At 31.1% G+C, this 23,386-nt stretch carries 25 protein-coding genes; 14 read left to right on the top strand and 11 right to left on the bottom strand.

Translation table 11 applies throughout. From position 1 onward, the window contains the following. Positions 1–178: 178 nt before the first annotated feature. Together GBO31_RS05530 and GBO31_RS05525 are read right to left on the bottom strand one after the other, a co-directional pair. The gene (locus tag GBO31_RS05530) at positions 179–1,111 is read right to left on the bottom strand and encodes a hypothetical protein (RefSeq protein WP_219007331.1); all 933 of its coding nucleotides are present in this window, start codon (positions 1,109–1,111) and stop codon (positions 179–181) included. Beyond that, complete coding sequence (locus tag GBO31_RS05525) at positions 1,111–2,265, bottom strand: MBOAT family O-acyltransferase (protein ID WP_343211288.1); 1,155 nt, start codon at positions 2,263–2,265, stop codon at positions 1,111–1,113. Before GBO31_RS05525 ends, GBO31_RS05530 begins: the two co-directional genes overlap by 1 nt. A gap of 395 nt (positions 2,266–2,660) precedes the next feature. On the opposite strand from GBO31_RS05525, the gene GBO31_RS05520 reads away from it, so the two are divergent. Continuing rightward, positions 2,661–3,347: a cell division ATP-binding protein FtsE gene (locus tag GBO31_RS05520; RefSeq protein WP_219007329.1), complete on the top strand. Its 687-nt coding sequence runs from the start codon at positions 2,661–2,663 to the stop codon at positions 3,345–3,347. Between the two features lie 17 nt (positions 3,348–3,364). Continuing rightward, positions 3,365–4,336 (top strand): class I SAM-dependent methyltransferase, encoded by a 972-nt coding sequence (locus GBO31_RS05515; RefSeq protein ID WP_219007328.1) that lies wholly within the window; start codon positions 3,365–3,367, stop codon positions 4,334–4,336. Between the two features lie 8 nt (positions 4,337–4,344). On the opposite strand, the gene GBO31_RS05510 is transcribed toward GBO31_RS05515, so the two are convergent. After that, on the bottom strand, positions 4,345–5,178 hold the full coding sequence (locus GBO31_RS05510; RefSeq protein WP_219007327.1) for a 2OG-Fe(II) oxygenase: 834 nt from the start codon (positions 5,176–5,178) through the stop codon (positions 4,345–4,347). A 59-nt stretch (positions 5,179–5,237) separates the two neighbouring features. Here GBO31_RS05510 and GBO31_RS05505 point away from each other — a divergent pair, with 59 nt between their 5' ends. Next, positions 5,238–6,116, top strand: a complete 879-nt coding sequence (locus GBO31_RS05505; protein ID WP_219007326.1) for a glycosyltransferase family 2 protein — start codon at positions 5,238–5,240, stop codon at positions 6,114–6,116. Beyond that, positions 6,116–7,054 carry a glycosyltransferase family 2 protein gene (locus GBO31_RS05500; protein WP_219007325.1) on the top strand — a complete coding sequence of 313 codons (939 nt, stop codon included), beginning with the start codon at positions 6,116–6,118 and terminating at the stop codon, positions 7,052–7,054. The genes GBO31_RS05505 and GBO31_RS05500 overlap by 1 nt, the downstream gene beginning before the upstream one ends. On the opposite strand, the gene GBO31_RS05495 is transcribed toward GBO31_RS05500, so the two are convergent. Genes GBO31_RS05495 through GBO31_RS05480 form a run of 4 tightly spaced genes read right to left on the bottom strand, consistent with a single transcriptional unit; the run spans position 7,037 to position 10,975 of the window. Continuing rightward, positions 7,037–7,444 carry a sugar 3,4-ketoisomerase gene (locus GBO31_RS05495; protein WP_219007324.1) on the bottom strand — a complete coding sequence of 136 codons (408 nt, stop codon included), beginning with the start codon at positions 7,442–7,444 and terminating at the stop codon, positions 7,037–7,039. The two genes, GBO31_RS05500 and GBO31_RS05495, sit on opposite strands and share 18 nt — an antisense overlap. Before the next feature lie 5 nt (positions 7,445–7,449). Next, positions 7,450–8,556 (bottom strand): glycosyltransferase, encoded by a 1,107-nt coding sequence (locus GBO31_RS05490; protein ID WP_219007323.1) that lies wholly within the window; start codon positions 8,554–8,556, stop codon positions 7,450–7,452. Between the two features lie 6 nt (positions 8,557–8,562). After that, positions 8,563–9,852, bottom strand: a complete 1,290-nt coding sequence (locus GBO31_RS05485; RefSeq protein WP_219007322.1) for an O-antigen translocase — start codon at positions 9,850–9,852, stop codon at positions 8,563–8,565. A 1-nt stretch (position 9,853) separates the two neighbouring features. Beyond that, positions 9,854–10,975 (bottom strand): DegT/DnrJ/EryC1/StrS family aminotransferase, encoded by a 1,122-nt coding sequence (locus GBO31_RS05480; protein ID WP_246615775.1) that lies wholly within the window; start codon positions 10,973–10,975, stop codon positions 9,854–9,856. Positions 10,976–11,157: 182 nt separating this feature from the next. Between GBO31_RS05480 and GBO31_RS05475 the strand changes: the two genes are divergently transcribed. Continuing rightward, positions 11,158–12,315: a glycosyltransferase gene (locus GBO31_RS05475; RefSeq protein WP_219007321.1), complete on the top strand. Its 1,158-nt coding sequence runs from the start codon at positions 11,158–11,160 to the stop codon at positions 12,313–12,315. Here the strand turns inward: GBO31_RS05475 and GBO31_RS05470 are convergent. The 3 genes from GBO31_RS05470 to typA form a co-directional block, all read right to left on the bottom strand. After that, complete coding sequence (locus GBO31_RS05470) at positions 12,305–13,237, bottom strand: GNAT family N-acetyltransferase (protein WP_246615774.1); 933 nt, start codon at positions 13,235–13,237, stop codon at positions 12,305–12,307. The genes GBO31_RS05475 and GBO31_RS05470 overlap by 11 nt on opposite strands. 151 nt (positions 13,238–13,388) lie before the next feature. After that, positions 13,389–13,622, bottom strand: a complete 234-nt coding sequence (locus tag GBO31_RS05465) for a uroporphyrinogen decarboxylase (RefSeq protein WP_219007320.1) — start codon at positions 13,620–13,622, stop codon at positions 13,389–13,391. 236 nt (positions 13,623–13,858) lie between these two features. After that, positions 13,859–15,658: a translational GTPase TypA gene (gene typA / locus GBO31_RS05460; protein WP_219007319.1), complete on the bottom strand. Its 1,800-nt coding sequence runs from the start codon at positions 15,656–15,658 to the stop codon at positions 13,859–13,861. Positions 15,659–15,957: 299 nt separating this feature from the next. On the opposite strand from typA, the gene GBO31_RS05455 reads away from it, so the two are divergent. Both GBO31_RS05455 and kdsA read left to right on the top strand, forming a co-directional pair. Beyond that, positions 15,958–16,692 carry a CAP domain-containing protein gene (locus tag GBO31_RS05455; protein ID WP_219007318.1) on the top strand — a complete coding sequence of 245 codons (735 nt, stop codon included), beginning with the start codon at positions 15,958–15,960 and terminating at the stop codon, positions 16,690–16,692. Positions 16,693–16,791: 99 nt separating this feature from the next. Further along, positions 16,792–17,610 (top strand): 3-deoxy-8-phosphooctulonate synthase, encoded by an 819-nt coding sequence (gene kdsA / locus GBO31_RS05450; protein WP_219007317.1) that lies wholly within the window; start codon positions 16,792–16,794, stop codon positions 17,608–17,610. On the opposite strand, the gene GBO31_RS05445 is transcribed toward kdsA, so the two are convergent. Continuing rightward, positions 17,597–17,959 carry a DUF1801 domain-containing protein gene (locus tag GBO31_RS05445; protein ID WP_219007316.1) on the bottom strand — a complete coding sequence of 121 codons (363 nt, stop codon included), beginning with the start codon at positions 17,957–17,959 and terminating at the stop codon, positions 17,597–17,599. The genes kdsA and GBO31_RS05445 overlap by 14 nt on opposite strands. A 115-nt stretch (positions 17,960–18,074) precedes the next feature. On the opposite strand from GBO31_RS05445, the gene GBO31_RS05440 reads away from it, so the two are divergent. The 7 genes from GBO31_RS05440 (at position 18,075) to creD (ending at position 23,382) form a co-directional block, all read left to right on the top strand. Next, positions 18,075–19,502, top strand: coding sequence for a carboxypeptidase-like regulatory domain-containing protein (locus GBO31_RS05440; protein ID WP_219007315.1), 1,428 nt, complete (start codon positions 18,075–18,077; stop codon positions 19,500–19,502). A 71-nt stretch (positions 19,503–19,573) separates the two neighbouring features. Next, on the top strand, positions 19,574–20,179 hold the full coding sequence (locus tag GBO31_RS05435; protein ID WP_219007314.1) for a hypothetical protein: 606 nt from the start codon (positions 19,574–19,576) through the stop codon (positions 20,177–20,179). Positions 20,180–20,221: 42 nt separating this feature from the next. Continuing rightward, entirely contained in the window at positions 20,222–20,515 is a 294-nt protein-coding gene (locus GBO31_RS05430; RefSeq protein ID WP_219007313.1) for a winged helix-turn-helix domain-containing protein, read from the top strand. A gap of 57 nt (positions 20,516–20,572) precedes the next feature. Further along, entirely contained in the window at positions 20,573–21,040 is a 468-nt protein-coding gene (locus tag GBO31_RS05425; protein WP_219007312.1) for a ubiquinone biosynthesis protein COQ4, read from the top strand. Continuing rightward, the gene (locus GBO31_RS05420) at positions 21,031–21,342 is read left to right on the top strand and encodes a hypothetical protein (RefSeq protein ID WP_219007311.1); all 312 of its coding nucleotides are present in this window, start codon (positions 21,031–21,033) and stop codon (positions 21,340–21,342) included. Before GBO31_RS05425 ends, GBO31_RS05420 begins: the two co-directional genes overlap by 10 nt. 2 nt (positions 21,343–21,344) lie before the next feature. Beyond that, on the top strand, positions 21,345–21,998 hold the full coding sequence (locus tag GBO31_RS05415) for a DUF1361 domain-containing protein (protein ID WP_219007310.1): 654 nt from the start codon (positions 21,345–21,347) through the stop codon (positions 21,996–21,998). 28 nt (positions 21,999–22,026) lie between these two features. Then, complete coding sequence (gene creD / locus GBO31_RS05410; RefSeq protein WP_219007309.1) at positions 22,027–23,382, top strand: cell envelope integrity protein CreD; 1,356 nt, start codon at positions 22,027–22,029, stop codon at positions 23,380–23,382. Positions 23,383–23,386 lie beyond the last annotated feature (4 nt).

Below are 23,386 nucleotides of genomic sequence, written 5' to 3'. Positions count from 1 at the left end.
TAATTATTTCTTTTAACGTTTAGACTCCGGCAACAGCCAGCGTACCTGTTTAATAGAAATTTCAAGGTTTGCCTTGACCAAATTTTCTTAAAGTAAATATCGTTTCCCGCGAATAAATTTTGTGTTAAAGATACCCTAATCTTCATACTAATAACGAAATATTTTTAAGATAATTACATCAATCATCATTTTTTGATCCAGCCATCAATTGATTTATGATTTGGGTATATTTTTTAGCGCCCTTGTGATTTAAATGATCCGGATCATAAAAATCTGCACTTTCTATTCGAGCATCACTTCGTAAGTTAATGTATGTCACATTAGTATTATCCGTAACAAGGGTATTGCAAGCGTCTGTTACTTTTTGCAATTTATCAGGATTTAGATATGATAAATATTTGTGATATACCGGCATATCTATAATATATACGTTGCAATTTATTTTTTTACAATAATCAATTATAGATTGTAGGCGCGCTATATTATCCTCAAAATCTAGTAAAAAATCTTCGTGTCTTTTTGCAGTACCCCAACTTTCAGTATCTAATGATCCTCCATTGGTAACGTCATAATAATTACCCCAACCTTTATTATCGCAACCAATAATGGTACCCTCGTCTATGTATTTACGAACTAGAGCTGCCGATTTATTCAAACGCCGAGTTAATGATAAGCTATATTGCCTGATATCAAAAGGGGATATTATTGGTACTTCTAAATCCATTTGATTTTGGTAAAAATATTTCCGCCATATTTCTCCTTTTGTATTTTTCAATTTGCTTAAACTATAGTAACCAACTGTGATCACTACATTTTTTAGATTGGGTAAACTGTCTTTGTGTTTCTCAAACAGTAAATGATCCATATACAAACTTTGGCTTATCATGGCTAAGTTGAATGCATTACTATCCAAATATTCTGGATTAATACCGAAAAAAGCATGAGAGTCTCCCAAAATCAACGTCTCAATCTCTTTATATTTTTCATTAATTCTCTTATATTTAAGTGTGTAGTTTGATGGAACCGTTCTATAAAAACCTTCTAGTGCTCCCCAAATCAAAAGAATAGGAAGTAAAAAAATTACGATTTTTATAAGGAACTTTTTCATCATTAAAACTGGAAATAAATAAAAGTCTGTAGATTTCCTCCAAAATACAATACAAAAAACACTACCGTATAATAAATGGAATATCTAATAGGTTTTGAAAAAATATAATGAATATCCAGAAGATGTTCTCTTTTCTTCTGAAACCATTCTATCACCATATATCCCATTAAAAACAATAAGAACCATTTATTCCCTTGAGGCATTGAAAATAATGATGTGGAAAAGGTTTGTTCTAGGTATTTCAATGCTTCGTTAATGGTTTCTGCTCTAAAAAACACCCAAGCTACAGTGACTACAAAAAATGTAATTCCAATACCAAGGATATCAAAAAAGATAGATTTTTTAGTATTTAAAAAGGTACTTACTTTAGGTATTTTCATCAAAAACACTGTAGTGGTAAGGAATATTCCATGTATCAATCCCCAAACTAAAAAAGTAAGGTTCGCACCATGCCATAAACCACTTACTACAAAAACAATTAAAATATTACTTATTAATCTAATAGGAGACACTCTATTTCCGCCAAGAGGAATATATACGTAGTCTCTAAACCAAGTAGAAAGTGAAATATGCCAGCGTCTCCAAAACTCAATTAAGTTTTTTGATAAGTATGGAAAATTAAAATTCTTCATTAAATCAAAACCTAACAATCTTGCCATACCTATAGCGATATCCGAATACCCAGAAAAATCTCCATAGATCTGGAAACCAAAGAAAATAGCACCACAAAACAATGTACTACCTGAATACTCTGTATAATTCTCAAATAGATTATTTACTATTAAAGCACAGTTATCAGCAATTACCATTTTTTTGAAAAGTCCTCCCAAGATTAGCTGTAAACCATCTACGCTTTTTCTATAATCAAACTTTCGCTCTTTTTGAAATTGCGGTAAAAGATTCGAAGCTCTTTCTATAGGACCAGCCACCAATTGTGGGAAGAAGGAAACAAAAGCAAAAAAAGAGACAACATCATCTGTTGGATCTATTCGTTTTCGATATACATCTATCGTATAACTTAGTGTTTGAAATGTATAAAAACTAATTCCAACGGGTAGCACTAATTGTAATGACTCATAAGAAATTGACTTTCCAAATAACAAAAAGGTATCTGTAAACGTTTCAATAAAAAAGTCAAAATATTTAAAAACAAACAATACTCCCAGATTACAAAAGACACTAATCCCGAAAAGAGTTTTTCTTTGAATTCCGATGCTGTTTTTTAATCTTCTGGCGATCAAAAAATCTATGGAAGAACTAAAAAAAATTAAGGATAAAAAACGCCAATCCCAAAAAGAATAAAAAAGGTAACTAACGACAAGCAGAAAAACATTTTGTATTCTAATATTCTTGTTGCATACAAACCAATACAAGGCAAAAACAATTGGAAAGAATAACGCAAAATCGACCGTATTAAATTGCAAAATGTAAAATCAAATTAGTTCTTTGGGAAAAATACTCAAAATCAACGTGGATAAAAAAACATTTTTAATAAATACAATATTCCATAAACTTTATACTTTTACTAAAATTAATAACTCAAGAATTTCATATGACGTCTAATCCGGTTTTAAGTCTCAAAAACGCTTCGATTTATCAACGAGAAAATCTCATCTTATCTGATGTAAATGTAGAAGTGAACAAAGGTGATTTTGTATATCTCATTGGGAAGACAGGAACTGGAAAAAGTAGTTTTATGAAAACTCTTTATGGTGATATCCCTCTTATTAAAGGTGAAGGAAGTATCGTTGATTTTGATTTAAGCACTTTAAAAGAAAGTCAAATCCCTTTTTTAAGAAGAAAACTAGGAATTGTTTTTCAGGATTTTAAATTACTCAATGACCGTACAGTAAAAGAAAACTTACTATTTGTTCTAAAAGCAACTGGATGGAGTGATCAAAAAGCAATGGATAGTAAAATTGATGATGTCTTAGATAAAGTAGGGATGAAAACAAAAGATTTTAAATTCCCGTATCAACTATCTGGAGGAGAACAACAACGCATCGCTATTGCTCGTGCCTTACTTAACGATCCTGAATTGATTCTTGCTGATGAACCTACTGGTAATCTAGATCCTCAAACCTCTGTAGAAGTGATGGAAGTTTTACAAGACATCAATAAAAATGGAAATACCATATTAATGGCTACTCATGATTATGCATTACTCCTAAAATACCCTTCAAAAACATTAAAATGTGAAGGAAATAAGGTTTTTGAAGTTGTGCAACGAAAAGGATAGATAAGAATTCTAATATAATGCGCTTAATAACTCTGGATGATATTATAGAAACTTATACAAAGTTTAGACAACGCGGTTTACCATTTATTATGTCTAAGCTCCATCTAAATTCTATTAAAAGAACTAAAAGTGCTTTTAATGAATTAAATATATCTTCAGCAAATTGGTGGATTATCCCAAAAGTACAGCAACGTTGGAATCAGCTCATTACAGGGAATCCTGAAACAGCATACGAAGATTTCGTAATGAAAAAATACTTAAGCGATGACAAAGACCTTAAAATGCTTTCGCTAGGAAGTGGTATTTGTAGTCATGAGCTTAAATTTGCTGAGTATGATAACTTCAAAGAAATACTTTGTATTGATATTAATGAAGTATTATTTGATCAGGCAAAAAAAATAGCTTCCGAAAAGCAATTAAATGCCATTGATTTTAAGATTCAGGATATTTACTCGTATGAGTTTCCAGAGAACTATTTTGATATTGTTTTTTTTCATGCTTCATTACATCATTTCAAAGACATTGAAAATCTTGTTGGTCAACAAATAAAAAGAACTTTAAAAAGTGATGGTAAACTTATCATTAATGAATTTGTTGGATCAGATAGGTTACAATTCTCCAAACATCAGATAAAAGCATCGAATGAAGCTTTACAATTGATTCCTAAAACCTATAGAAAAAGGTTTAAATTAAATATCTACAAAAATAAATTTTATGGTTCTGGAATCATCCGAATGATACTTGCCGACCCATCTGAATGTGTAGATTCTTCTCAAATAATGCCTGCTATTCATCAACATTACAAAACGATATATGAAGCTTCATATGGTGGTAATTTGTTACCGAATGTACTAAAAGATATCGCACATCATTTTGTAGAATTAAATGATGAAAAAGAACACATTTTGAATGAACTATTTGAATATGAGGATGCTTATATCAAAAAACACCCTAGTGATTTTGTTTTTGGTATTTACCTTAATAATTAAATAGAAGATTATTCGGAATCCTCTTTTTTATACACATGAGGGTTTTCACGAATTCCTTTTTTAAATATTTTTCGAACTCCCATTCGAAGGGATGAATCCAGTTTTAATATTTTATCTCTAAAAAACTGACCAGGTCTACCTCTGAATGTAGTCACATGAAAATCTCCTTTGGAATCTGTAGGGTTCGAAGAAAAATAATAGTTAGAAATACAACATCGCACTTGATCTTCTACAACTTTACTTACAGAATGCCAAGAAGTCTTATGAGTAGCCATCACTACTAATCTATTGAATCTAGAATTTATAGTTATCGGATCTCCTTTAAGCCCTTCTGGCCATAACTCTAAATTACCACCATTATCACCAATCCAATCTGGTGTAACATAGTATAACAAGTTAAGAACACGCCATAGCTTAACATCTTTATCATGAGAATTATCCAGATGAGGATTTAAATAGTTTCCTTTTCCCATCATAGAAATTCCACCAGCATACAGATTTTCATCTGGTTTTACATTGGCATATCCACAAATTTCAGCAATAAAATCAACAATTTTTGGATCTTGAAACGCATAGATTACTTCTTCTAAAAGAGGGTCATATTTGTTCATCTGAGCGGCTACGTACTTATATTCTCTAAGACTTTTCTTAACCTTCACCTCTTTTGTTAAGGGAAACTTCTTAAAAATTGCCTTTGATAAATCCTCAGGAAGTAAATCATCTATATAAAAATACCCTATTCCTTGACTCGTATGGTCAAAGTGTTTTTTTAAAACTTCTTCGTTATCTTTGAGCTTTAAAAGAATAAATTCGGCGATTTTATCTCTAGTAGGGTAATTCATTAATCCCAATTACTAATTTGAATCAAAAATAATTATAAACTTCTAGTAAAACATCCTCAATGTTATCAATTTTGATTCCTGTTTATAATTATAATGTAATTTCTTTGGTAAAAGAACTGCACAACCAAGTTTCTTATTGTTCTATTGATTTTGAAATACTTGTACTTGATGATCATTCTGATGCTTTTGTAAAAGAAAATGAAGTTATCAATGAATTATCTGGATGTTCTTATGAAATATTGCCTAAAAACATTGGAAGAAGTGCTATTAGAAATTTATTAGCCTCAAAAGCTTCTTTTGATTCTTTGTTGTTCATTGATGCGGGAACTTTTCCAGCCAATGGTGGTTTTATCAAAAACTATCTAGATACCATACAAAACGAAGTTGTAACCGGTGGAATGAGCGCTTTACCAAAAGCTCCAAAAAAACCTTATAAGCTCCGTTGGATTTATACTAAAAAAAGGGAAATGGTAACGGACAAGCAAGATCTGAAAAGACCCATTGTTTGTTCTTCTAATTTTTTAATAAAAAAAGAACTATTTAATCACGTTCAATTCGATGAATCTTTAACGAAATATGGATGCGAAGATGTTCTATTCTTTGATGCTATTAGCAAAAAAGGAATAGCTATAAAATATATTGATAATCCGGTAATTCATGATGCTAATGATGATGCAGAAACATTTATTATCAAAACGGAGCATGCAGTTGAAAATTTAGTAGAATTAATTGCTACAAATAGACTTACGTATGACCGATATAAAGTATCTAAGTTATATGCTATGATGCATAAAATAAGAATAGACCAATTCGTTAAGTTCATATTTATACTATTTAGAGGCATCCTCAAAAAAAATCTAAAATCATCTTATCCTTCAATTTTATGCTATGATTTTTACCGTTTGGGTTATTTTTGTTTAATCAAAAACAAAAAATAGTGCCTTTATTTTCAGTAGTTATACCATTATATAATAAAGAAAAATACATCGCAGCTACTATTAGATCTGTGCTTGATCAAAAAGAAACGGATTATGAAATAATTGTAGTAAACGACGGATCTACTGATGGTAGTGAGGACATTGTATTGGAGTTTAAGAATCCTAAAATCAAATATTTTAAAAAAAATAATACTGGAGTTTCGGATACTAGAAACTTTGGTATTTCAAAAACAACTGGAACATATGTAGCTTTTTTGGATGCGGATGATTATTGGTTTTCGAATCACCTGTCTGAATTTAAAAAAAGCATGTCTAAGCATCCTGACTATTTAATATTTTGTAATAATTATTCTGTTCAGTTAACCTCCAAAAAAAATATTCAAACTTCATTTAGCTATTTACCCAGTAATGATCAAATCGTCATTATTGAAAATTATTTCAGGAGTAGTCTAAATCATTCTATTGTAAACTCTAATTCAATATGTATTCATGCTTCTGTTCTGAAAAAGGGATATATTTTTGATACGAATATCAATTCTGGTCAGGATACTGATCTTTGGATACGTCTTGGGATTGACTTTCCTTTTGTCTTTAATAAAACGGTAACCTCTATTTATTATCAATTTGTAGCAAATAGTCTTTCTAAAACCAATGTTTTAGATTCTAGAAAAAAAGTCATTGACAAATTTCCTGAGCAAGAAAAGAATACGCCGTATTTAAAACAATTCGCGGATCTTAATCGTTTTTCGATAGCTATCCGTTACAAAATGAATGGAAAAAAAGTGGCATTTAGAGAGCTTGCTGATCAAATAGACATGAATAATCTAAATCCAAAACAACAATTTCTGTTGAAATGCCCTCAAAAAGTATTACAAACTATTTTTGTCCTAAAGAATAATTTATACAAATATAATATCCGATTATCTGCCTTTGAATAGCTCAAATTTTTTAAAATCCCGAATATAATCCTCTTCTTTAAAAACCTCTGAAGCAAGCACTAAACATACGGAACCTGATGAAAAATCTTCTAATTCTCTCCATATACCAGGTTTGATCAACAATCCTTTATTAGGTTTATTTAATGTAATTTTTTTTTGAGTTTTTCCATCATGCAACATCACATCAAAACTTCCACTAATTGCAATTAGAAACTGATATAATTCTTTATGCGCATGTCCTCCTCTACTTGCATCACTAGGCACATCATATAAGTAATACACTCTTTTAGTTTCAAACGGAATTACCTCCTTTTCGATAACAGCAATATTTCCTCGAGGATCTTTTATATTAGGAATTTCTATAATCAAACAATCATCTACAGTAGTCATACTTTTTAATTTTTGGAAGGAAGTATTGCTTGCCAATGTGAACTTATATTTTCTATTTTAAACTTTGATATACTCTTTTTAGTGCCGTTTACACATTTTTTATAAAACTCTTCATTATTAATCATTTTATTGAGAGCATTGCTATATCTAATTTCGTCTTTAAAAGGTACTAAAATACCATTATTACCTGTTATAATTACTTCCGATGGTCCAGACTTACAATCTACAGCAACTACAGGTGTTTCCATAGCTAAAGATTCTATCAAAACCATGGGAAAACCTTCGTAATTACTTGTTAAGGTTGTAAATAAAGCATTTTTAATATAAGGAAATGGGTTTTCAGAGAACCCAATAAATATCACATGTTCATTCACTTCATGAGATCTCACAAAGTTTTGAATCATTTGTTTATCTGGTCCATCTCCCATAATATACAATTTCACTCCTTTTTCCGGTAATCCAGAGCTAGCATATGCCCGAATTAGAAACTTATAATTTTTTGTTTCATCCGTAATTCTACCATACGACAAAATATAGGGATCAGATGGAAGATCAACTTTTTCCATCGAAAGAGAGCTCCAATAATTTTCATCAAAAGTATTATAGATACATCTTCCTTTTTGAAGCTGATATTTTTCTTTAAAATGATACACTACATCTTTAGAGACACCAACTAATTCATAAGCATTTTTATATAACTTGTTCCCTAAAAAAATGCTATTCGGAAAATAATTTTTCAAATTATAACTATGAACAATAAATATCGTATCGATTTTTTGATATACGAAAGTATTAATAAACCATTGCCTAAACCATCTTGGTCTTGGGGCAGCATCGATAATATAATCGTATTTATTTTCACGTATTAGCTTTCGGCTAATTTGGAATTTATTCCATCTTTTACGCAAACCACTTTGCTTTGCAGTAAGTTTCTCTAGATTTATCAGGTTTCCTTTATAAGGATATGAAATACAATCTAAAATACTTATAATGGTTACATCGTATCCCAAATCTGATAGCATTCTTGACAATAAGGCACTAGATCGTTCTGCACCTCCCATTCCTAAGGATGACACCATAATACATACTCTTATGTTTTGATTTTGTTGCATTATTGATCAGATACTTCGATTGGGGCCAAATAGTGATTTTCGGAAAATTATAACCATTAACGAAAAATAGAAAACATAATTGCAGAAATGTGCTATAGAAGCTCCTATAAAACCATATTTATGAATCATATAGATACTTACTAGATATAGAACCGTAAACGAAAGAATTTCAGTAATTACATAATACCAAAACATTCTTTTTGCTAAGAGCTGATATGCTATTACTAAAGAAGCTATTTTAAAAAAGTCTCCTAGCATTTGCCATAAAAACAAAGATTCCATTGCCATAAACTCATCAGAAAATAAGATCTTAATGATGATATTTCTCAAAAAATAAATGCATACAAATCCAACTGCAAAAATGGGTAGGATCGTTTTATAAAAATTCACAATTTCTACTTTAAAATCATGGCTTTTTTTTATTTCTGCCAATTTGGGCAACAAATATATGGTTAGCAATGTGGTAATAAAAAGCATATATTGACCACTAATATTTTGAATTGCCTCCCAATATCCTGCTTCCTTTGCTCCTTCAGTAGCAATAATATAATTTCTGATTCTAATTAAAATTGCAGGCAAGGCTGTAGTCGAAATTAATGTCATAATCGCATAAGAACTTAATTTCAAAATGTATTTTGTGGCAATCTTATTGGTTGGAATAAATTTCACAAGTTCTTTTCGGTTTAAAAGAACGGTAATTATCAATGCAATTGCAGGGTTTATTATTATTGCGAAAAAAGCTCCTTCTAACTCATATTTCCATACCATAAAAATGGTAATCAAAAGCCCCACGATGCTACTAACAATATTGAGGATTATATAAATTTTGTATTTAGAATTACCATTAATAATAGCCAGGCAGAGCATATTAACTGTATAGAATGGTAATGCGATTGCAATTCCTTTAAAAACAAAATCATACTGGTAGTTGCTACCAAAAACTAGATTATTCCAGAAATTAGGATCCAAATATAACCAGCAAGAAAGTCCAATAGTTACTATAAAACATAAGAGATAGGATGTGGACAATACTGCTTTTAACTCTTCTTTATCCTTTTTAAAATCGGCTACATACTTTACAATTCCGTTATACAGTCCTAATGTCCCTACCGATTGAATAGAAGTAAGAACATTCCTTAAGTTCCCCATTAATGCTAATCCTTCTGGTCCTAAAATTAGGGCAACCACCTTTAGACTTACGATACTCGTAAGCATCTTAACCATAATACCGATAGCATTAAAAGAGCTTACTTTAAGCAGCACGTTATTTTTAATCTTATCAAAGTATGATCCCACGTTATTGGTATTGATTTAATACTTCTATAATTCGATCAATCTGATCATTTTCCAAACTTACATTAAGAGGAATACTAACGACTTCTTTGTGAATCTTTTCTGTAATAGGTAATGAAAGCTCAGCAAACTCTTTCAGAGCATTTTGTTGATGTGGAGCAATTGGATAATGTATGTGATAGCCAACTCCTGATTTTTTTAAGTAATCGCAGAAGTCTATTCTATTTTTGACTCTTACTACAAAAAGATGAAATACATGGTTTTCTGATCCATCCCAAAAAGGCAGTATGATTTTTTCATTTTTAATTTCTGAAATATAACGTTTGGCTATTTGTCTTCGCTTTATGTTGTCCTGTTCTAAATACTTTAGTTTTTCTAACAAGAATATTGCTTGTAATTCGTCTAATCTAGAGTTTACGCCAACATAGTCATTCTTATATTTTTCTGAAGAACCATAATTACCTAAGCATTTTACAATTTCTATCAATGCTTTATCATTCGTGGTAATTGCTCCTGCATCTCCTAAAGCACCCAAATTTTTAGCGGGATAAAAACTAAAAGCTGAAGCGTTACACAAACTCCCTGCAATTCCTAACTCCTTATGTCTGGCGCCATGCGCTTGTGCGGCGTCACTTACAACCAATACATTATGCTTGTTAGCGATTTCAATAATTTCTTCAATTTCGGCTAACTGACCATATAAATGTGTTGGAATAATAACCTTTGTTTTATCAGTAATATGCCTTTCAATTTTGTGGATATCCAGATTAAAAGTTCGTTCATCAGGTTCTACTAAAACCGGGATAAGTCCTGCATATTTGACTGACAAAATAGTAGCGATAAAAGTATTGGCAGCAACGATCACTTCATCGCCAACATGAATCTTCCCCAATTCAATATAGCCTTTCAATATGAGAGTTAATGCATCTAGACCATTCCCAACACCCACACAAAAATCAACCTCGCAAGATTCGGCAAAAGATTTTTCAAATAATGTTACCTGACTTCCCTTTATGTAACTACCAGCATCTAAAAAATCAGAGAATAGACTTTTAAATTTTTCGTGATAGCGGCTATTGATTTTATGCAGATCTAAAAATGGAATCAAAGGCTTAGAGTTTGACATTATCTAAAAAGTATTTAACCCATTTTATTACTTCTTAGCAAAAAATAATTTGGTAGGATTTCAGTTTTTATTATTAAAGTATTAAAAATACCTTTACAACAAAGATATTTGTTTTTATGAAAGCCCATAAAAACGAGCAATAATTTTTTAAAGTCTTCTTTTAAGGGATCAATACATTGTAAATGAAAATATTGTTAGTTGGAGAATATAGCAGGTTACATAATTCGCTTAAAGAAGGATTGATACAAAATGGGCATGATGTAACCATAGTAGGCCATGGAGATCTATTCAAGAAATATCCTGTAGATATCAATATTGATGGGAGTTTTGTAAAAAATAGCTTTCTATTAAACAAGATCAGGCATCTCATTTATTTATTAACGTCTATAGATATTGCATCGATTGAGACAACTATTAAATTCAAACGGAATAAAAAACTTCTTAAGGATTATGATTTCGTTCAATTAATTAATGAAACACCATTTAATATTGGACCTTATTTTGAGAAGAAACTATTGAAATTTCTTTTTAAAAACAATAAAAACGTCTATCTATTAGCTTGTGGAGATGACTACCGATATATTTCATATTCCCTTCAAGGAAAATTTCCTTATAGTACACTAAGTCCTTTATTAAAAGATCCTAGTTTGAAAGAGAAATATCGCTATACACTTAAATCTGTATCGAACAAACAAAAAAAGATGCATGATTTTATATTTAAATATATCAAAGGAGTCATCCCTGGAAGTGTAGAATATAAAATTGCCTATCAAAACACTTCAAAGGTGTTACCAATGATTCCGAATCCGGTTAATATTGATATTATAAAAACCCAAACTTTTGATACTAAAAAAATAAAAATATTACATGGGATTAACACTTCTAATTACTTAAAAAAAGGCAACCAGTATTTTGAAGAAGCTTTAAAAGTTATTGCAGATAAATACCAAGATCGCATTGAAATTGTCACTACCAAAGACCTCCCCTACAAAGAATATATTACGCACTTCCAATCAGCACATATACTATTAGATCAAGCTCAAGCACATGATCAAGGATACAATGCTTTAGAGGCGATGGCGATGGGAAAAGTGGTTTTTACTGGTGCTGGAGAAAGTTTCAGAAAACATTACAATTTAAAAGATCGAATAGTAGCTATAGATACTTATCCTGATAGTAGTAAAATTGCTAAAAACTTAGAACAATTGATTCTCAATCCTGATAAAATCAAAGAGATTGGCAAAAACGCTAGAAAATTTATTGAAGAAGAACACAATTATATTAAAGTAGCAAAAAGATATGTAGCCACTTGGCAAGAAAATACAGGTTTTAAAGAGTAAGTTGATAAAAATCTTGTGTATAAATTTCGCAACCCAATTCTTCTTTTTGCTTTAGCAACCCAAAATTACCATCGGTTACTGTACCCATATCAAAAAAACGATACCCTTCACTTTTATACTTTTCTATTAATGATATAAAAAGAAAATCTAATGCACGGTAGTACTCGCCTTTTTCAGTTACGGCTCCATACTGAGATTTAACGACGTCGTTAGTCTTAAAAATTGTAATTCCTGCCAATACCTCATTTTCTAAAACAATTACAAATTGCTTGATAGCCTCTGGAAATCTATTTTTAAGCAAATGAATTTCTTCTAAAGTATGTACTGGTTTTGTATTGTGTTTCTCTTTTAACCTAGGTTTCAAAACCTGATTCCAAAAAACGGAAAAGTCCTTTTCCTCTTTTATCTCAAGACCAATATTCTCTCTTTTTCTAAAATGTTTAAGCTTATTTTTATGTATTCTTAATGGTTGACTATAATCGATGGCCAGATTCAAATCTCTTCGATAAGGTTTAGCACCTAATTCTGAAAGAAAAAAGAGAAACTCATTAGAAGGTTGTTGATGATAAAAAACTGGAATAGACTTTACATATAAGTTGGTTATGTTATTTGAACGAAAAAATTCTATTATTCCAGTAACTATATTATTTATTTTTTCACCTCCAATACTTTTCTCTAATATTAAACCTCCATAGGTTAATCCTAAATGAGAGTATACATTTGCGTCATCAATATTGGCAGGAAATACAGCTATCAGCTTCTTTTTATCAAAAATTAGTAACGAGAAATCTTGGAATCTATCAGAATGATATTCCATAAAATCTCTTTTAAAAAGAAATGTGCCATTTTTAGAAACATCTATAAAATTATTCCAGACTGTATAATGCTCTTTATGATATCTCTTTATGATAAACGTAGACAAAATAAGTATTTAGAAAAGTGAAACGGACATCTTCTCTATTTTATAATTAATTTATTATGAAACAATTACTAAAATTTTAGAAATGTGAAAATAGTTAATTTGTTTGAGTATACGGAATATTAGTTTTATTTTTAAGCGTAAGAAGTTATAGTTATGCTTCTTTTCTTATAAAAAGGTAATAAATATTTATCCCAGCGATTGCCGTATTTGTTATGATAATCGGCAAAGACCAGTTGAGTAACACCCCATAAATTACAAAAGCCACGCACCCCACAGTATTTATAAGACGAAGTTTTTTGATATTACGCATTAAAAATGATACTAGTACCATGAAAGATGCAAAATATCCAATAAGTTCAATAATAAAATTTTGATCTGAAAACATATTAAATGTGTTTTTTATCGATAAAAAATGCTTTTTACCTGTTTTTAAAAGGTTTTTACAAGTTTTTAGTCGGTCATACTAATTACTTTTGTAGCCTAACAAGAATGATCTAAATAACCAATTCATCTCCCTATTATGAATTGATCCCAAAACCATAATTACCCCAATTTCGACAAAAAATCCCGAGTTTCCTCGGGATTTTTTTTATGCTATCTAAAACTGAGTTTAGCTCATTACTAAACGATTTTATTTCTTTTACGTTCTACTTCCGTCAAAAAGATTTTTCTTAAACGTAAATGATTTGGAGTCACTTCTACGTACTCATCTTTTTGAATGTATTCTAAAGCTTCTTCTAAAGAGAATTTAATTGCAGGAACAATCTTTGCTTTATCATCAGCTCCAGCAGAACGAACGTTGGATAACTTTTTAGTTTTCGTTACATTCACCGTCATATCATCACCTCTGGAGTTTTCTCCGATTACTTGTCCTTCGTAGATATCTTCTCCTGGATCGATAAAAAACTTTCCTCTTTCCTGTAATTTATCTATTGAATAAGGAATTGCTGTTCCTTTTTCCATAGAAACTAATGAACCATTGATACGTCCAGGAATATCACCTTTTAAAGGTTGATACTCTTTAAAACGATGCGCCATAATTGCTTCTCCTGCTGTTGCCGTAAGTAATTGGTTTCGCAATCCTATGATACCTCTGGAAGGTATTAAGAACTCACAAACCATACGTTCTCCTTTAGCTTCCATACTAAGCATTTCTCCTTTTCGTAAGGTCACCATCTCAACTGCCTTACCTGATACTGTTTCAGGTAAATCAATAGTTAACTCCTCTATAGGTTCGCATTTTACACCATCAATTTCTTTGATAATTACCTGTGGCTGTCCTATTTGCAATTCATATCCTTCACGACGCATTGTTTCTATCAAAACTGATAAGTGCAGTACTCCTCTTCCAAAAACCATAAATTTATCTGCACTATCTGTTTCATTAACTCTAAGTGCTAGATTCTTTTCTAGTTCTTTCTCTAATCTTTCTTTGATATGCCTTGATGTAACAAACTTTCCATCTTTACCAAAAAATGGAGAATCATTAATAGTAAACAGCATACTCATTGTTGGCTCGTCGATTGCAATAGTTTCCAATGCTTCAGGATTTTCGATATCGGCAACCGTATCTCCGATCTCAAAACCTTCTAAACCAACTAGAGCACAAATATCTCCTGCTTCTACTTTCTCCACCTTTCTTCTTCCTAATCCTTCAAAAGTATGAAGCTCTTTAATTTTTGATTTCTTAATAGAACCATCTCGTTTCACCAATGAAACTTGCATTCCTTCTGTTAGTACTCCTCTTTGCAATCTACCAATAGCGATACGTCCTGTAAACGAAGAGAAATCTAAAGAAGTAATTAACATCTGTAATGTTCCTTCTTCAATCTTTGGAGATGGAATATGTTCCATAACCATATCTAACAAAGGCTCTATATTATCAGTTTCTTTCTGCCAATCATCACTCATCCAATTATTTTTAGCAGAACCATATACTGTTGGAAAATCCAATTGCCATTCTTCTGCTCCTAATTCGAACATGAGATCGAATACTTTTTCATGAACCTCATCAGGTGTACAGTTTTCTTTATCAACTTTATTGACAACTACACAAGGTTTTAAACCAAGATCTATTGCTTTTTGCAAAACAAAACGAGTCTGCGGCATTGGTCCTTCAAAAGCATCTACCAACAATAATACACCATCTGCCATATTTAAGACACGTTCTACTTCTCCACCAAAATCGGCGTGACCAGGAGTATCGATGATGTTAATTTTTGTTCTCTTATAGGTTACAGATACATTTTTAGAAGTAATTGTAATCCCTCTTTCACGTTCAAGGTCATTATTATCTAAAATTAGATCTCCTGTATTCTCGTTTTCACGAAACAATTGACAGTGATACATAATTTTGTCTACCAAAGTAGTTTTACCATGATCTACGTGAGCAATAATAGCAATGTTTTTTATAGCAGTCATATACGCCTGATTTTAAGCGTGCAAATTTACATTATATTTTTATAGGTTGTACATTAATTTTACGAATAAAATAACAAGGACTTAAATATCTATCCCAAACCAACAAAATACCACTAAAAACTTATCAGTCAACACGTTAACAAATACCTATAAAATCATACTATATCAAAATTTATATCTGGAAAGAAAATTTCTAATATCATAATAATTAACATAATTATTTGATAAAAAATTAAATACTAACATATCATATACACTTATTTTTCGTTATTCATTATGAACCAACTTAACTATATCCCATGAAAAAAGTATCCCACTTTCTACTTAGTCTTATTACAGTTTTTTGTTTTATAACAAACTTGAATGCACAACATAACCCAGAGTTTGAAGAAAAAATTCTAGAATTAGTCAATGAACTTAGAGCTCAGAATGGCGCTCCTCCCGTCATTTTGAATACATCGTTAAACACCGCAGCCAGAGATCATTCAGTTGATATGGCCACACATAACTATTTCAGTCATACTGGACTGAATGGATCAAGCTTTTCACAACGGATTCAAAACGCAGGGTATCAAGGGGCTTCCATTGGTGAAAATATCGCTGCAGGCAGCAGTACTGCTGAAGCTACCTTCAATCAGTGGGTAAATAGTACAGGGCATTTTAATAATATGATAAATCCGAGTGCTAATGAAATGGGAATAGGGTATGGATTTGATAATCAAGCCCAATATAGACATTATTGGACTCAGGTATTTGGATATGGCAATACCTTATCTATTAATGAATTTCAAACGGAAAAAGAAGAAATTGTTATGCATCCTAATCCCACTAAAGGAAACCTCAATATTTCTCTAAAAAACACTAATAAACAAAAAGTCTTCCTTACCATTTATGATGTTAATGGTAAAGTTGTGTACAACGATCAAATTAAAAATCACCAAGATGATTTTAAAGTTTCTTTTGAGCATCTACCTAATGGAATGTATTATCTTCAAATAAACCAATTGTCTATCAAAAAAGTAGTAAAGATTTAAATACATATTTTAAACTCCATATAATTACTTCTATCCTAACCAAATATTCTTTTCATTCAATTATGAAAAGACATATCTTTGCGCCATTAAACTAGTATCATGGAACTTTCTAAAATAAAAAACCTAAAAAACTTAGATGCAAATAATTTTTTCCTTCTTGCAGGACCTTGTGCTATTGAAGGAGAAGAAATGGCATTACGTATTGCTGAAAAAGTAGTAGAAATTACTTCTAAGCTTAAAATTCCATATGTTTTTAAAGGTTCTTTTAAGAAGGCTAATCGTAGTCGAATTGATAGTTTTACGGGAATTGGAAATGAAAAAGCATTGAAGATTTTACGAAAAGTAGGTGAAACTTTTGAAGTTCCAACGGTTACAGATATTCATGAGAATAGTGATGCCGAAATGGCTGCAGAATATGTGGATATCTTACAAATTCCTGCATTTTTAGTGAGACAAACGGACTTAGTAGTAGCTGCAGCAAAAACAGGTAAGACCGTAAATCTTAAGAAAGGACAATTTATGAGTCCTGAAGCAATGCAACATGCTGTTAGAAAGGTAAAAGATAGCGATAGTGATCTAGTAATGGTTACTGATAGAGGAACCATGTTTGGATATCAGGATATGATTGTTGATTTTAGAGGAATTCCAACAATGAAACAATATGCCACCACTGTTCTAGATGTGACTCACTCTTTGCAACAGCCTAATCAATCAAGTGGTGTTACAGGAGGAAGACCTAATATGATAGAAACAATAGCTCGCGCTGGAGTAGTAACAGGTGTAGATGGTTTATTTATGGAAACACATTATGACCCTGCGAATGCCAAAAGTGATGGTGCCAATATGTTGGATATACAATATCTGGAAAAATTATTGAGTAATTTAGTCGCAATTAGACAAACTGTTAATTCGTTATAATCTTTTTATCTCGATGTTCATATGCTTGCTGGAGTAATTCAATAAGCACCTCCATTTCTATTTCATCTAAATTTCTATAGCGAAGAGATTTTACATATTTTCTCTTATCACTTTGTAACTTCTCCAGATGCTCTGTAAAATATTGAGCTGCCCAAAAACCAATATCTAGATATCCTTTGGTCACATTCAGATAACAAATTGGTGCTTTTTGCACATAATAAAAGGGAACTTTCCACTTAAATAATAATTCAGCTTCGGGTAAAGTATTTTCTATAATTACCTGAACCTGAAGCAACATGGTTTTAAAAGGTTCGGGTTGATTTAATATATATTGCTCTGCAGGTTTCAATAAAAAATAGTATTTTTAAGTAGATAATGTACTAGTATCAACCCCAAGATATTTAATCAAATTGAAACCTCAAAACTTACCCCATTTTATCGTTTCTTTTTTCCTATTTATAGTAATGGGTATAACAACAATTCATGCTCAAAAAAAGAAACTAACGCATACTATAGTAGCTACTGTATTCGATAAGAGTGAAAAAACTCCTTTGCCTTTTACTAATGTAATTATTGAAGATACTTCTATCGGAACCATAACCAATGAAGAAGGAATTTTTGAATTAACCTTTAGTGAACAGTATCTAAAATCAAGAATCGTTTTTTCATTCGTTGGATATGAAAACAAGTATGTTTCTATAAAGAAACTAGTAAACTCCTCTAATAAAATCTTCCTGAAGTCAATCTCGACTTCCTTAGATGAAATTGTGGTTACTGCAAAGAACAAGTATAAAGAAATGATTAATGAAGCCATCACTTTAATACCGAAAAACTATGCACAACAACCTGTAATACTAGAAACATATTATAGAGAACTGACCAAAATAAATAATAACTATACCAAGTTTTCGGATGCTGCTAGTCAAATTTATTATTCGGCCTATGATGCTAATTTTGATTATTTGCTATCTAATACAAATTACAGGCAATTTAATCGCTTAGAATTTAACATTAATCAAGTTCCTTTTCCTGATCCAAAAGAGTTTGTTGCGGATATGAGAGACAAAGCTAGAATTATTGCATTAAGAAAAAGTGACAACTTACAGGATTACAAAATCATGGAGCAATCTGAAAATTTAAAATCCATAGATACTACTAATTTAAAATGGTTAGAAAACAATGAAATTGGTGGAGGTCCTCTTCGACTTACAGGAGCAGATAAAGTAAAACGTCAAGAAGATTTCTTTGATCCTAAAACAAATCATAAATACAAATTTACACTGTATGGAAAAAGTACCTACAATGACAAATTAGTGTATATCATTGCTTTCAAACCAAAAGATTCTAGTGATATTGAAGCTCCTTATGTGGGTGAAATAACTATAGAAAAAGAAAGTAAAGGAATAATTTCTTACAATTATAAACTCACTAAAAAAGCAAGAAAGAAATTGAATCAACGATTTGCTGCACAACTAAGAACACCTGAGGTAGTAGAAAAAGAATCCAAAAAAGCTTTTATTACGCGTATTACTAGTTTGAAAGGTTATAAAGTATCTGTTAGCTTTTCAGTATTTCAAGGAAAATGGTATCTGAAAAGAATAAAAGCTATCAACTCATATGATAATAAAGGCGATTTATTTGATAGCTATAAAGCTACCACCGAATCAGAATTGATCATCAATTCGGTGGATACTCAGAATACCCTATCATTTCCTAAAGAAAACATCTTTAAAAACAATTTTTCTAATGCTTTATTTACATATCCTCTCCCCTATAATGGAGAATTTTGGAAAAATTATAATGCGTTAATCCCAACTTCTCTCCTTGGCAAAGCCCTAGAAGATCTCGAGGCTAAGGAAAGTTTAGAATCTCAATTTCAGAACAAAAATTGACTTACTATTCAAAAAAATATTTGTGAGTATCATATTTTTATTTTTACTTTGTATTTCAAAGTACTTTTAAAATGAGCACAGAAGATTATTTAAAAGACATCACTGAGATCAAAGATATGATGAACAAATCATCACGATTTTTCTCACTGAGTGGTTTATCAGGAATATTAGCGGGTATTTATGCTATTATAGGCGCTGCGGTTGCCTACTATCTAGTGAGTATAAGTGGTAGAGAATACCTCATTTTGCATAGCAAAATCTTTAATTATATTCTGATTGATCTCGCGGCAATAGCTTTATTAAGTAGTATTACCGCTGCTATTTTAAGTACCAGAAAAGCGAAGAAAAACAACGAAGTCTTATGGAATGGCACTTCCAAAAGATTGCTTACCGCATTTCTGGTTCCTCTGGTTACTGGTGGAATCTACATCTTGATTAAAATCTACAGTAATCAATATGGACTTACTGGTTCTTTGATGCTTATATTTTATGGATTAGCCTTAGTGAATGCTTCCAAATATACAATTGGTAATGTAAAATATTTGGGATATATCGAAATTATATTAGGTTTGGTCTGTGCAATATATCCTGGTTTTGGTTTCTGGTTTTGGGTACTTGGATTTGGAGTTATGCATATTATTTATGGTAGTTTGATCTATTTTAAACATGATCGATAATTACTTGGTGATACCTGTGTGTATTAACCTAAAAATTAAGTAATGAGTAGTATAATTGGTAATATAAATAAAGCATTTGATCACCGAATTCGATTAGGTATTATGTCTATTCTAATAGTTAATGAGTATGCTGATTTTAAGATGTTAAAAGAATTATTAGGCGCTACTGACGGAAATCTAGCCAGTCACACCAAAGCGCTGGAAAAAGAGGAATATATTTTGGTGGAAAAATCGTTCATAGGACGAAAACCAAATACTAGATATAGCGCAACAAAAAAAGGGAGAGAAGCTTTTAAAAAACATGTAGAAGCAATCGAAAAATTATTAAAAAAGTAAACATATTTTTTTTATCAATTTACTTTGAATTTCAAAGTACTTTTAAAACGAAAAAAAATGAGAGCAATATTATTGGAAACATTATATGAATGGAGTAAGATACCCTATCAAAAATGGTTTAAAAATGAAAAGCCTTGGGATATCTCTATGAAACAATTATTAGCATACCCAAAAGAGACACTTGGATTTTATTTAGGAGCATTTTTATTACAACATGACTTTTCACCTCAACCTAAATTGGAAAATCATGATGTATTCCATGTACTCACACAAACAGGAATTACGGTTCCTGAAGAAATTGCAATGCAGTATTATCTTTTAGGTAATGGTAAAAAAAGCATCTATCTATTTATGGTAATTTTCATTGGAACTATACTATATCCAGACAAATTCAATCTATTTAGAAGTGCCTTCAGGAAAGGGAAAAGTGCGTATTCTTTTCATCAATTGGATTTTAGAAAACTACTACATACACCTTTAACTACAATACGAACCACATTTTTAATCGCTACATCATGCAAATAACACAATCCATTAATCGGAACGCACTTATGATCGCCACCTTAAGCTTTTTATTAGGTACCATAATTTTATTAATGCATATGATCATTCCATGGGATCAAATTCTCATAATCGGGTTACTCTATGTGGTAATTGCAATTGTATTGAACGGAATTACATTGATTGGATTACTTGCCAATTCAATTATTAATTATCATTGCTCAAAAGAAAACCTAACCACAATTGGCATCTTTTTACTAAACATTCCTATCGCTATAGGWTATTTTCTCATTGTTGCCAATAATCCATTTCCTAATACTTTTTAACTATGAATTACTTGCAGAAACAATTACCTTTTATAAAAGGGTATTGCATAGCCGTTTTCTTTAGCTTAATACTCCTATTCATTAGGGTTGCTAAACTGGACTCTAATTTTTTTCTATTTCTTATCTGGAATCTCTTCTTAGCATGTATCCCATATGGTATAACAATGTTGTTGAGCTTTGAAAAGATTCATAAAAACCGATTTTTATTCGGGATTGGGTTTATAAGTTGGTTGGCTTTTTTGCCGAATGCTCCATATATTCTTACCGATTTACAACATATTCGTTTAAGCACATTACATTCGGTATGGTTTGATGTATTATTGATATTATCCTTTGCCATTAATGGATTAATCATAGGGTTTGCTTCTTTACGCACCATGCAAGAATTGCTCAAAAAGCATTTCTCTAACAAGACCACTTCTCTTATTATTCATGTTGTATTACTATTGTGCGGATTCGGAATTTATATGGGTAGAATACTTCGATGGAATAGTTGGGATCTGCTTCAAAATCCAACGCACATTCTTGGAGACATCTTTAGAAGAATCATTTCCCCAATAGAGCATATAAATACTTGGGCTTTCACTATTGGTTTTGGAGGTTTTCTAATCATTACCTATCACCTCATTCGTCATTATCAAAAAGAAACTATTTAAAATATTATAACTATAAACAGGAAAAACTATGGAAACTCAAAAACAAAAAAAGTCCTTTGGACAATGGATAAAAACTTCTGTAACCATCCGAATGCTTATGGTCGGAATTCTTATCTTGGTATTACTCATTCCTCTTTCCTATATCAAAAACTTAATTCAGGAAAGATCTATACGACAAGAGCAAACTGTTGTAAACGATATTAATCAAAAATGGGGTAATGAGGTACTTTTGTATGGCCCCGTTTTAAAAATCCCTTATCAAACTCACAAAATAAAAAAGATTTGGGATGAAAAAACAAAATCATACATTGAAGAAGATCTTATTACTGTTCGTAATGCCTTTTTCTTTCCTAATCTTTTAGATATTAAAGCAAATGTATCTACGGACACTTTAAAAAGAGGAATCTATAAATCTCCTGTCTATACTTCAGAGATGAAAGTAAAAGGTTCTTTTACTTCACCTTCTTTTGAGACACAAGATATCGCAGAAGAAGATATTTTATGGGATAAATCTACCATAATTATAAACTCCACCAACTTAAAAGGGATCAAAAGTAATCTACAACTACAGTTAGGATCGGAAAACTATATCCTTCAATCAAAGTATTCTAAAGACTCTTATACCAATACTTTGGAAACTAAATTTCTTCAAGAAAAATCTTGGCCAAAAGAGAAAACTGTAGAATTCAACTTAGATCTTATTATCAATGGAAGTAATCAGTTAAAGTTTATTCCAGTTGGAAAAGAAACTAATGTTTCGATCACTTCTGATTGGGCTTCTCCAAAGTTTGATGGAAACTATTTACCAGATCCCAAAACTAAATCCATTACAGAAAACGGCTTTAAAGCTAATTGGAAAGTGCTACAGGTCAATAGAGAATTTGAACAAGAATTCTTTGGAGAATTACCATATATCAACTCTTCAGCTTTTGGTGTACAATTTATCGTTCCCGTAGATGACTATCAGAAAAGTGAACGGACTGCAAAATATGGTTATTTAGTGATTGCTTTAACCTTCTTAGTATTTTTCTTGATACAAACGATTAGTAAAATAAACATTCATCCTTTTCAATATCTGATGATAGGATTGGCATTAACCATGTTTTATACGTTGCTTATTTCCATCTCAGAGCACTCTAGTTTTTTATATGCATATCTTATAGCAGGTACATCAGTTATACTTCTTATTTCTGTATATTCGAAAGCCATCTTGCGAAGTCTAAAATTTATGGGGCTAATATCTGCTTCACTAACCGCTTTGTACGCTTTTATTTTTGTAATTATCCAGCTAGAAGATTATGCATTATTGGTAGGAAGTATTGGATTATTCTTAATTCTAGGAACTATTATGATGGTCTCCAGAAAAATTGAATGGGGAGCATAAAACT

The organism is Aquimarina litoralis (assembly GCF_019295435.1).
GTDB classification, from domain to species: Bacteria; Bacteroidota; Bacteroidia; order Flavobacteriales; family Flavobacteriaceae; genus Aquimarina; species Aquimarina litoralis_A.
Note: the sequence above shows the minus strand (reverse complement) of the source record. Positions and strands in the feature narration are given on the sequence as shown.